Here is a 10596-nt window from a genome sequence, read left to right on the forward strand (position 1 = left end):
CCTCGCCACCGCGCCAGGCGTGACGGTTCTGCTCCGCGCGCCCGCCCCCCCGGTTCCGCGCCCAGCCGGTGTCCGCGCGCCGCCCCCGCACCCCGGACGGGTAGTTTGTGGGCACCCATAGGACTTCGGAAGGGTTGGCCGTGACTGTCGATCTGTCGCAGCTCGTGAAGGCGTACGACGTGCGCGGTGTGGTCCCCGACCAGTGGGACGAGCACCTGGCCGCACTGTTCGGCGCCGCATTCGCACAGGTCACGGGGGCCGCGGCCATCGTCGTCGGCCACGACATGCGGCCCTCGTCCCCCGGCCTCTCCCGCGCCTTCGCGCGCGGCGCGGCGGACCTCGGCGTGGACGTCACCGAGATCGGCCTGTGCTCCACGGACCAGCTCTACTACGCCTCGGGCGCGCTGGACCTCCCGGGCGCGATGTTCACCGCCTCCCACAACCCGGCCCGCTACAACGGCATCAAGATGTGCCGCGCGGGCGCAGCCCCCGTCGGCCAGGACACCGGACTGGGCGAGATCCGCGAGCTGGCCGAGCGCTGGCTGGAGGAGGGCGCTCCCGAGCCCGCGGCCCGGCCGGGAACCCTGTCCTCGCGGGAGACGCTGGAGGACTACGCGGCCCACCTGCGTTCCCTGGTCGACCTCACCTCGATCCGCCCGCTGAAGGTCGTGGTCGACGCCGGCAACGGCATGGGCGGCCACACCGTCCCCCCGGTCTTCGCCGGCCTGCCCCTGACCCTCGTCCCGATGTACTTCGAGCTGGACGGCACCTTCCCCAACCACGAGGCCAACCCCCTGGACCCGGCGAACCTGGTCGACCTCCAGAAGCGGGTCCCGGCGGAGGGCGCCGACCTCGGAATCGCCTTCGACGGCGACGCCGACCGCTGCTTCGTCGTGGACGAGAACGGCGACCCCGTCTCCCCGTCCGCGATCACCGCGCTGGTCGCCGCCCGTGAACTCGCCCGCAACGGCGGCACCGGCACGGTCATCCACAACCTGATCACCTCCCGCACCGTCCCGGAGGTCGTCCGGGAGAACGGCGGCACCCCCGCCCGCACCCGGGTCGGGCACTCCTTCATCAAGGCCGAGATGGCCCGAACCGGCGCGATCTTCGGCGGCGAGCACTCCGCCCACTACTACTTCAAGGACTTCTGGAACGCCGACACGGGCATGCTGGCCGCCCTGCACGTCCTCGCGGCCCTCGGCGGGCAGGACGGCCCGCTGTCCGGCCTGGTGGCCCAGTACGACCGCTACGCCGGCTCCGGCGAGATCAACTCCACCGTCGCCGACCAGGGCGCCCGCCTCACCGCGATCCGCACCGCGTACGAGGGCCGCGCCGACGTCACCCTGGACGACCTCGACGGCCTCACCGTCGCCGCGGCCGACTGGTGGTTCAACGTCCGCCCCTCCAACACCGAGCCACTCCTGCGCCTCAACGCGGAGGCGAAGGACGAGGCCACCATGAGGAAGATCAGGGACGAGGCCCTGGCGATCATCAGGGGCTGAGCGGCCCGCCCGCCGGCGGTACGCTGACCGGGCATCCACAGACACCCGTACGCCCCCGAAGGGACACCCCATGCCGCTCGAAGCCGGCCTCCTGGAGATCCTCGCCTGCCCGGCCTGCCACGCACCCCTCGAGGAGCGGGACGCCGAGCTGGTCTGCACGAGCCAGGACTGCGGCCTCGCCTACCCCGTGCGCGACGACATCCCGGTCCTCCTCGTGGACGAGGCCCGCCGCCCCGAGTGACGGCACCCCGCACGCCGTAGCGAGGCCCCGCACGTCGCGGCCACGAGGCCCTGTCCCCGTGGCGGCGAGGCGCCCCGCACCCCCCGCAAGGCTCTGCCAGGTCCCCCCGGCGATGGAGGCTGCCGCCCATGCTGGACGAATCGCTGCTCGACACCCCGGAGGGTCTCTCCGCGGCCGACCGCCGGGGACTGCTCCGCGGCGCCGCGGAGGCGGGCGCCCGCGTCCGCACCGCCGCCCGGCACGCCGCCGAGGCCGGCATCGGGGGCCTCACCCCCGACGGCCGCCCGCGCGCCGTGCTGATCGCCGGCCCGGGTGTCGCCGCCACCCACACCGCCGACCTCCTCGGCACGCTGGCCGGCGCCGGCAGCCCCGTCGTCCGACTGGCCCCCACCGGCGTCGCCCCCGCGCCGGGCGCCCTGCGCTGGGAACTGCCCGGCTGGGCCGGCTCCGTGGACCTGCTGCTGATCACCACCCCGGACGGCACCGAACCGAGCCTCTCGCTCCTCGCCGAGCAGGCCTACCGGCGCGGCTGCTCGGTCGTCGCCGTGGCGCCGCCGAGCACCCCGCTCGCCGAGGCCGTCGCCGGCGCGCACGGCCTGTTCGTACCGATGGCGACCGCCCCGTACGACCAGCAGGAACCCGTCGCCGGATCGGCCCCGGGCGTCTTCTGGGCGCTGCTGACCCCGCTGCTGGCCCTCCTCGACCGCGTCGGCCTGCTCGACGCCCCGCCGGAAGCCGTCGAGAAGATCGCCGACCGCCTGGACCGCGTCGCGGAACGCTGCGGTCCCGCGATCGCCACCTACGGCAACCCGGCCAAGACCCTGGCCGCCGAACTCGCCGACGCCCTCCCCGTCGTCTGGACGGAAGGCACCTCGGCGGGCCCGGCCGGCCGCCGCTTCGCCGCCGCCCTCGCCGAACTCGCCGGCCGGCCCGCCCTGGTCGCCGAGCTGCCCGAGGCGCTCGCCGCGCACAGCGCCCTGCTGGCCGGCCCGCTGGCCGCCAGCGCCGATCCGGAGGACTTCTTCCGTGACCGCGTGGAGGAGCCGCCCGCGCTGCACGCGCGCGTGGTGCTGCTCCGCGACCGCCCGACCAGTGGGCTCACCGCCGCGCCCGCTGCCCGTGACCTGGCCCTCGACCACGACACGCCGATCAGCGAGCTGGAACCCGAGGAAGGCGGCGAACTCGAGACCCTCGCGGAACTGATCGCCGTCACGGATTTCGCCGCCGTTTACCTGGCGCTCGCTTCCGGAGCCTGATCTTTGCTCCGGGCCGGACCAGCCGTGCCCGTACCGGCGCCGCGACCGACGTAGCCACCGGCGCCGGCCGAGCAGCGTACGTACGGAGACAGAGAAGACACATGGACCGCCTCGACAACACCGTCCGCCCCTACGCCTGGGGTTCCCCCACCGCCATCCCGCGCCTGCTCGGCACCGAGCCGACCGGGGAACCCCAGGCGGAGATGTGGATGGGTGCCCACCCGGGCGCCCCCTCGCGCACCCCGCGTGGGACGCTCGCCGAGGTCATCGACGCCGGCCCGGAGCGCGAACTCGGCGCCGCCGCGGTCGGCCGGTTCGGCCCGCGCCTGCCGTTCCTGCTCAAGATCCTCGCCGCCGGCGCGCCGCTCTCTCTCCAGGTCCACCCCGACCTGGAGCAGGCCGGGCAGGGGTACGCCGACGAGGAGCGGCGCGGTGTGCCCGTCGACGCCCCGCAGCGCAACTACAAGGACGCCAACCACAAGCCCGAACTGATCTGCGCCCTCACCGAGTTCGACGGCCTGTGCGGCTTCCGCGACCCGGCCGAGGCCGCCGGCCTGCTGGAGGGCCTCGGCGTCGCCTCGCTCGCGCCCTACGTCGACCTGCTGCGCGCGCGGCCCGGGGACGCCGCCCTGCGGGAGGTCCTGACCGCCGTTCTCGGCGCCGACCGGCAGGAAACGGCCCGCACGGTCGCGGAGGCCACCGCAGCCTGTGTCCGCCTCGGCGGCGCCTACACCCCCTACGCCCAGATCGCCCACCACTACCCGGGCGACCCCGGCGTCCTCGCCGCCATGCTGCTCAACCACGTCCGCCTCCAGCCCGGCGAGGCCCTCTTTCTGGGGGCCGGCATCCCGCACGCCTACCTCGACGGACTCGGCGTCGAGATCATGGCCAACTCCGACAACGTCCTGCGCTGCGGGCTCACCCCCAAGCACGTCGACGTCCCCGAACTCCTCAGGGTGGTCCGCTTCGAGCCGAGCGACCCGGGCGTGCTCCGCCCCACGGCCGGTGAGGACGGCGAGGAGGTGTACGAGACGCCGATCGACGAGTTCCGCCTGTCCCGGTACGTCCTCCCGGAGGGCGGCGCCACCCACGACGTCACCCGGGACACCCCGCAGATCCTGCTCTGCACGGCGGGTTCCGTCCAGGCCGGGGAAGAGGACCTGGGCCCCGGCGAGTCGGTCTTCGTCCCGGCCGGCGAGAAGGCGGAGATCTCGGGCGCCGGGACGGTTTTCCGCGCCACTGTGATCGTATGACCGGGGCTGTGGACGGGTGACCCGGGGCGGCCCGGCCGAACTGCGAGAATGATCCAGCGGCAAAGGCCGGGCAAAGCCGGGCACACGTCCTGACGACACGGACGTACGAGGGCGACAGAGGCGAAGGGACAACGCGGACACATGAGCGCGTCAGGCGGTACCAGGGCGATCGTGGCGGCACTCGGCGCCAATCTCGCGATCGCGGCATCGAAGTTCGTGGCGTTCGCGTTCAGCGGCTCCTCCTCGATGCTCGCCGAGGGCGTGCACTCGCTCGCCGACTCGGGCAACCAGTTCCTGCTGCTTGTCGGCGGCAAGAAGGCACAGCGGGAGGCGACCCCGCAGCACCCCTTCGGCTACGGCCGCGAGCGGTTCATCTACGCCTTCCTCGTCTCCATCGTCCTGTTCTCGGTCGGCGGCATGTTCGCCGTCTACGAGGGCTACGAGAAGATCCGTCACCCGCATCAACTGGAGCACTGGTACTGGCCGGTGGGCGTGCTCGCCTTCGCGATCCTCGCCGAGGGCTTCTCCTTCCGCACGGCCATCAAGGAGTCCAACGAGACACGCGGCACCCTCTCCTGGGCCCAGTTCATCCGCCGCGCCAAGGCGCCCGAGCTGCCCGTCGTCCTCCTGGAGGACTTCGGCGCGCTCATCGGCCTGGCCCTCGCCCTCGGCGGCGTCGGCCTGTCCCTGCTCACCGGCGACGGCGTCTGGGACGGCGTCGGCACCGTCTGCATCGGTGTCCTGCTCGTGCTGATCGCCCTCGTCCTGGCCGCCGAGACCAAGTCGCTGCTGCTCGGCGAGGCCGCCGGCCTCGACGACGTCAGGAAGATCGAGGCCGCCACCGTCGACGGTGCCACGGTCACCGGCATCATCCACATGCGCACCCTGCACCTCGGCCCCGAGGAACTGCTGGTCGCCGCCAAGATCGCCGTCCGGCACGACGACACCGCCGCGCAGGTCGCGCACGCCATCAACGCCGCCGAGACCCGCATCCGCGCCGCCGTCCCCATCGCCCGCGTCATCTACCTGGAGCCGGACATCTACAGCGAGGCCGAGGCCGCCCAGGGCCCCGACCCCGCGGCCACCCCGGGCGGCCCGAACCCCCGCGCCACCGACCACTGATCCCGCGGGGCCCGCTGACGCCGCCAGGGGGGACCGGGACGCCGCGCCCCGGTCCCGTCCCGGTGCCGACCGGCACCACGGCCGCCCCCGGCGGCGATCACCGGCCTCGGGCGAACCGATCACGTCGATCTCCTCACGCTTCCGGCCGCGCCCGCCGCACCCGGCACGCCCCGGGAACGGCGCCGCCACCGCTGACCACCTCCGCCCCCGGGGTGAGAAGCCGCAGATCAGACCGGTCCGCCGCCCCCCGCCGCACGGCCCGCCCCCACCCGTCGACCCCCCGGACCGGCCTTCGCACCGCCGCCCGCACGGCCCGAAGGGCGTGGACGCGGACTGGGGGCGAACGGGCCCCGCGGTGTAGCTTGGGACGGAGCCAGACGTCGCTGCTGATGGCGGTCGGGCGGTCCCAGGCGGACCGGCCGAGGGAGAGAGGGCCTCCGACGGACTGCGCTGCGCGCACGTGGGCATGCCTGTGCCCTCCTCTCGGGCACCCCTGTGTCCGCCGCCGCGCAGACCAGCCGTACCCACCTCGCCCCGATCCCGAGGAGCAGCTCGCAATGACGACTGTCGACAACCGACAGGACTTCAAGGTCGCCGATCTCTCGCTGGCCGAGTTCGGCCGCAAGGAGATCTCCCTCGCCGAGCACGAGATGCCCGGCCTGATGGCGCTCCGCAAGGAGTACGCCGAGGCGCAGCCGCTGGCCGGCGCCCGCGTCACGGGCTCCCTGCACATGACCGTGCAGACCGCCGTGCTCATCGAGACCCTGGTCGCGCTCGGCGCCCAGGTCCGCTGGGCCTCCTGCAACATCTTCTCCACCCAGGACCACGCGGCCGCCGCCATCGCCGTCGGCCCGGACGGCACCCCGGACGACCCGCGGGGCATCCCGGTCTTCGCCTGGAAGGGCGAGACCCTGGAGGAGTACTGGTGGTGCACCGAGCAGGCGCTGACCTGGCCGGACACCCCCACCGGCGGCCCGAACATGATCCTCGACGACGGCGGTGACGCCACCCTCCTCGTCCACAAGGGCGTCGAGTACGAGAAGGACGGCAAGGTCCCCGGCCTGGAGACCGCCGAGTCCGACGAGCACCGCGTCATCCTCCAGCTGCTGCACCGCACCCTGGGCGAGAACCCCCAGAAGTGGACCCAGCTGGCCTCCGAGATCCGCGGTGTCACCGAGGAGACCACCACCGGCGTCCACCGCCTGTACGAGATGCAGCGCGACGGCGTCCTCCTCTTCCCGGCGATCAACGTCAACGACGCCGTCACCAAGTCGAAGTTCGACAACAAGTACGGCTGCCGCCACTCCCTGGTCGACGGCATCAACCGCGCCACCGACGTCCTGATCGGCGGCAAGACCGCCGTCATCTGCGGCTACGGCGACGTGGGCAAGGGCTGCGCCGAGTCCCTGCGCGGCCAGGGCGCCCGCGTGATCATCACCGAGATCGACCCGATCTGCGCCCTCCAGGCGGCCATGGACGGCTACCAGGTCACCACCCTGGACGAGGTCGTCGAGACCGCCGACATCTTCATCACCACCACCGGCAACAAGGACATCATCCTCGCGTCGGACATGGCGAAGATGAAGCACCAGGCGATCGTCGGCAACATCGGCCACTTCGACAACGAGATCGACATGGCCGGCCTCGCCAAGATCCCCGGCATCGTCAAGGACGAGGTCAAGCCGCAGGTCCACACCTGGACGTTCCCCGAGGGCAAGAAGCTCATCGTGCTCTCCGAGGGCCGCCTGCTGAACCTGGGCAACGCCACCGGTCACCCGTCGTTCGTGATGTCCAACTCCTTCGCGGACCAGACCCTGGCCCAGATCGAGCTGTTCACCAAGCCCGACGAGTACCCGACCGGCGTCTACGTGCTGCCCAAGCACCTCGACGAGAAGGTCGCCCGCCTCCACCTGGACGCGCTCGGCGTCAAGCTCACCAAGCTCCGCCCGGAGCAGGCCGCGTACATCGGCGTCGACGTCGACGGCCCGTTCAAGTCGGACCACTACCGCTACTGAGCCGGTAGCCCGGCCCGGGAACGGTGCGCCGGCGCACCGACGCACCGTCCCCGGCAGCAGTTCCCGAGGCAGGCCCCCGCACCCCCGTGCCGGGGGCCTGCCCCTTTGCCCCGCCGCCACACGACCGGCCGGCCGGCCGTCGGCCCGTCAAGACCCAGGACCCCCATGCCCCGCGGCCGTTATTCGCTCCACGATCCGCACGATCACACCCCCTTCGCGGACGAACACTTCCAGTGCGCCCCCGGCCCGTCCGGCTGGCGCTACGTCTCCCGGCTGACGACCCCCGCCGGCGACCACCGCGGCTCGGTCGACCTCGCCCTGGACGACCTCGGCCGCCCCATCCGCATGGAACTCCACGCCGGTGGCTGGCAGGTGCGCGGCGCCGCCCTCGACGGCGTCACCTGGGTCCGGACCGACCCCACCGGCGCCGATGCCACCGAAGGCAATGTGCGCGCCCACGCCTTCACCGGCACGTCCCCCGCGTTCCTCGTGGCGACCGCCCGTCTGCTGCGCCTCACCCCCTCCTCCGCCGCGACCCGGGTCCGCCTCGTGGCCCTCACCGACCCGGTCCTCGCCCCCCGCACCGTGGACCAGTCCTGGGCCTTGGTGAACAGCGAAGCACACGCCACTGACAACGGCCCCCTGACCGTGGACGAATACCAGGTCACAGCCCTGGACACGGGCGAACGGCACACCGTGCACCTCGCCGGCGACGTCGTCCTGGCCGCGCCAGGTATCGAGCTGGAGGAGCTCGAGTCACCCCCGTCGGTCCTCCCCTGACCACGACACCGCGCCGTCGCCGGAAGCGGCCCCGTCCCGCGACGCCCTACGCCGGCGGCGCGAACCCGGTGGCCGGGCGCTCCGCGGGGCGTTCGGCCGTACGGTCGACCGGGCGGCCGGCCGCCGGTTCTTCCCGCACCGACGACGCCGGGACCGGCCGGACGGCCGGAACCTGACGCCGGGCCGGGAAACCCGGCTGTCCCACGGGCGGGGGGAACCCGCCGCCGAACGCCTTCCGGATCTCGCGGGACTGCCGCTCGTGCACCACGGCCGCCAGGAAGGCGGCCGGCGGGAGGTCCACCGGCACGGGAGCCCCCGTACGCGCCGCCAGGTCGGCCGCGAGCCGTTGCGCCATTCCCGTCGACACCGACGGATCCAGCTCCCGCATCCGCGTGAGGTACTGCCGAACGGCGAGCCACAGACCCTCCGGGACCGCCGACAGGTCCAGCCCCGCGAAACGCCCGGCGAGCCACGGAGGCGGAGGCGGCACGAACCCGGCCGGTCCGGCGGGTATCCGCTCGCGCACGACCAGCGTGCCCGCGAACACGTCCCCGAGCCGCCGTCCCCGCGCCGACACCAGCGAGGCGACGCAGGCCACTACCCCGAACGTCAGCAGGATCTCGACCGTCCCGACCGCGCCCCGCACCAGCGCGTGCCGGAAACGGACCGGCCCGCCGTCGTCCCGCACCACCCGGAGACCGAACGCCGCCTTCCCCAGCGAACGCCCGTGGCTGAGCGTCTCGACCGCTATCGGCCCGCCGACCAGCACCAGCAGGAACGCCGCGATCGACAGCGCCACCTGCGCCGCCCCGTCCATCGACGCGGTCGACAGCATCAGCGCCACGATCACGAGGAGATAGGCGAAGACGGCCACCACCAGATCGAGCAGCACGGCCAGCGCCCTGCTCGGCAGCCTCGCGGGCCGCAGCTCCAGCGCCACCGCCTCGCCCGTCACCAGCTCGCTCACGCCCGCCGCCTTCCCCGGTCCGTCCCCTGAGGCGCAAGTCTGCCAAGCTGTGGGCGCGTCGCGTCTCGGTACGACAGGCTGACAACAGCCACGAGCAGCCACGACGAGCCGTGGGCGATCAGCCGAGGAGCAGACAGACCCGATGGACCTGGACGTCTTCGTCTCCGCGCACCGAGCCGAATGGGACCGTCTCGACGCTCTCCTGCGCCGGCGCCGCCTCACCGGCGCCGAGGCGGACGAACTGGTCGCCCTCTACCAGCGCGCCGCCACCCACCTCTCCCTCATCCGGTCCAGCGCCCCGGACCCGCGACTGACGGGGCGGCTCAGCCGGCTCGTGGCACGCGCGCGCAGCACCGTCACCGGAACCCGGCGCGCCTCGTGGCGCGACGTCACGCGCTTCCTGGGCCGGAGTTTCCCGGCGGCCGTCTACCGGACCCGGCACTGGTGGGTGCCAACGGCGCTCGTCTCCACCGCCGTGGCCGTCCTCCTGGGCTGGTGGATCGGCACCCACCCCGAGGTGCAGTCCGCCGTCGCCGCCCCCGGCCGGCTGCGGGAGCTCACCCGCCCCGGCGGCCAGTACGAGACCTACTACTCCAGCCACCCCGCGACCGCGTTCGCCGCCCAGGTGTGGACCAACAACGCGCAGGCGGCCACCCTGTGCCTGGTCCTGGGCGTCTTCCTGGGCCTGCCGGTCCTCCTGATCCTCCTCGAGAACATGCTCAACCTGGGCGTCGGCTTCGGACTGATGTCCGCGGCCGGCCGCCTCGACACCTTCCTCGGCCTGGTCCTGCCGCACGGCCTGCTCGAACTGACCGCCGTGTTCGTCGCCGCCGGTACGGGTCTGCGTCTCGGCTGGACCGTCGTGGACCCCGGACCGCGCACCCGCCGCGCCGCCCTCGCCGAGGAGGGGCGGGCCGCCGTCGGCGTGGCGATCGGCCTGGCCCTGGTGCTGTTCGTCTCCGGCGCCGTCGAAGGCTTCGTCACCCCCTCCGGCCTGCCCACCTGGGCGCGCATCGGCATCGGCGTCGTGGTCGAGCTGGCGTTCCTGGCGTACGTCTACGTCCTGGGCGGCCGGGCGGCACGCGCGGGCGAGACGGGCGACCTCGAAGCGGCCGACCGCAGCGCCTCGGTGCCCACGGCCGCCTGATGTGCGTCCGGCCCGCCGGAGCTGCTAGTCTCCTCTTCGCCCCGCAAGAACCGTTGACACGGCGGGAGCGGGGAGGTAGATTCAAACAGTTGCCTAGAGCTGGACAGCGTCCGGCGGCAGCCGATAGAATCCACCAGCTTCTTCAAAAGCCGTGAACGGCATATCGAGAAGCATCCTCCGATTACTCGGAAATGAACGGCCGGTCAGACCGGCCAAGAACTTCTGATAAAGTCGGAACCGCCGGAAAGGGAAACGCGGAAGCGGGAACCTGGAAAGCACCGAGGAAATCGGATCGGAAAGATCTGATAGA

Annotated in this window: 10 protein-coding genes; 8 read left to right on the top strand and 2 right to left on the bottom strand. The window is 73.1% G+C overall.

The genetic code is table 11. The features are described from left to right. Positions 1–140 precede the first annotated feature (140 nt). The 7 genes from ACIQVT_RS16230 to ACIQVT_RS16260 all read left to right on the top strand — a co-directional run bounded on the left by ACIQVT_RS16230 (position 141) and on the right by ACIQVT_RS16260 (position 8172). Complete coding sequence (locus tag ACIQVT_RS16230) at positions 141–1505, top strand: phosphomannomutase/phosphoglucomutase (protein ID WP_403752933.1); 1365 nt, start codon at positions 141–143, stop codon at positions 1503–1505. Between the two features lie 70 nt (positions 1506–1575). Beyond that, complete coding sequence (locus ACIQVT_RS16235) at positions 1576–1746, top strand: Trm112 family protein (RefSeq protein ID WP_403752936.1); 171 nt, start codon at positions 1576–1578, stop codon at positions 1744–1746. A 128-nt stretch (positions 1747–1874) separates the two neighbouring features. Beyond that, complete coding sequence (locus ACIQVT_RS16240; RefSeq protein WP_403752939.1) at positions 1875–3002, top strand: SIS domain-containing protein; 1128 nt, start codon at positions 1875–1877, stop codon at positions 3000–3002. Between the two features lie 101 nt (positions 3003–3103). Continuing rightward, complete coding sequence (manA, locus tag ACIQVT_RS16245; protein ID WP_403752942.1) at positions 3104–4255, top strand: mannose-6-phosphate isomerase, class I; 1152 nt, start codon at positions 3104–3106, stop codon at positions 4253–4255. 141 nt (positions 4256–4396) lie between these two features. After that, positions 4397–5377, top strand: coding sequence for a cation diffusion facilitator family transporter (locus ACIQVT_RS16250; RefSeq protein ID WP_403752945.1), 981 nt, complete (start codon positions 4397–4399; stop codon positions 5375–5377). Positions 5378–5934: 557 nt separating this feature from the next. Beyond that, positions 5935–7392 carry an adenosylhomocysteinase gene (ahcY, locus tag ACIQVT_RS16255; RefSeq protein ID WP_403752948.1) on the top strand — a complete coding sequence of 486 codons (1458 nt, stop codon included), beginning with the start codon at positions 5935–5937 and terminating at the stop codon, positions 7390–7392. Positions 7393–7557: 165 nt separating this feature from the next. Further along, on the top strand, positions 7558–8172 hold the full coding sequence (locus tag ACIQVT_RS16260; protein ID WP_403752951.1) for a hypothetical protein: 615 nt from the start codon (positions 7558–7560) through the stop codon (positions 8170–8172). Between the two features lie 46 nt (positions 8173–8218). On the opposite strand, the gene ACIQVT_RS16265 is transcribed toward ACIQVT_RS16260, so the two are convergent. Continuing rightward, positions 8219–9139 (bottom strand): RDD family protein, encoded by a 921-nt coding sequence (locus ACIQVT_RS16265; RefSeq protein WP_403752954.1) that lies wholly within the window; start codon positions 9137–9139, stop codon positions 8219–8221. A gap of 142 nt (positions 9140–9281) precedes the next feature. On the opposite strand from ACIQVT_RS16265, the gene ACIQVT_RS16270 reads away from it, so the two are divergent. Next, positions 9282–10286, top strand: a complete 1005-nt coding sequence (locus ACIQVT_RS16270) for a stage II sporulation protein M (protein WP_403752957.1) — start codon at positions 9282–9284, stop codon at positions 10284–10286. A gap of 93 nt (positions 10287–10379) precedes the next feature. Here ACIQVT_RS16270 and ACIQVT_RS16275 read toward each other — a convergent pair. Beyond that, positions 10380–10596, bottom strand: a 217-nt coding sequence (locus tag ACIQVT_RS16275) for a hypothetical protein (RefSeq protein WP_403752960.1), incomplete at its 5' end; no start/stop codon positions are given.

Source organism: Streptomyces sp. NPDC100445, from assembly GCF_044759735.1.
Taxonomy (GTDB): domain Bacteria; phylum Actinomycetota; class Actinomycetes; order Streptomycetales; family Streptomycetaceae; genus Streptomyces.

What these genes read in the sequence shown, in the direction of transcription:
- ACIQVT_RS16250 (WP_403752945.1), top strand. Translation starts at nt 4,397, where the DNA reads ATGAGCGCGTCAGGCGGTACCAGGGCGATCGTGGCGGCACTCGGCGCC.
- ahcY (WP_403752948.1), top strand. Translation starts at nt 5,935, where the DNA reads ATGACGACTGTCGACAACCGACAGGACTTCAAGGTCGCCGATCTCTCG.
- ACIQVT_RS16240 (WP_403752939.1), top strand. Translation starts at nt 1,875, where the DNA reads ATGCTGGACGAATCGCTGCTCGACACCCCGGAGGGTCTCTCCGCGGCC.
- ACIQVT_RS16270 (WP_403752957.1), top strand. Translation starts at nt 9,282, where the DNA reads ATGGACCTGGACGTCTTCGTCTCCGCGCACCGAGCCGAATGGGACCGT.
- ACIQVT_RS16260 (WP_403752951.1), top strand. Translation starts at nt 7,558, where the DNA reads ATGCCCCGCGGCCGTTATTCGCTCCACGATCCGCACGATCACACCCCC.
- manA (WP_403752942.1), top strand. Translation starts at nt 3,104, where the DNA reads ATGGACCGCCTCGACAACACCGTCCGCCCCTACGCCTGGGGTTCCCCC.
- ACIQVT_RS16235 (WP_403752936.1), top strand. Translation starts at nt 1,576, where the DNA reads ATGCCGCTCGAAGCCGGCCTCCTGGAGATCCTCGCCTGCCCGGCCTGC.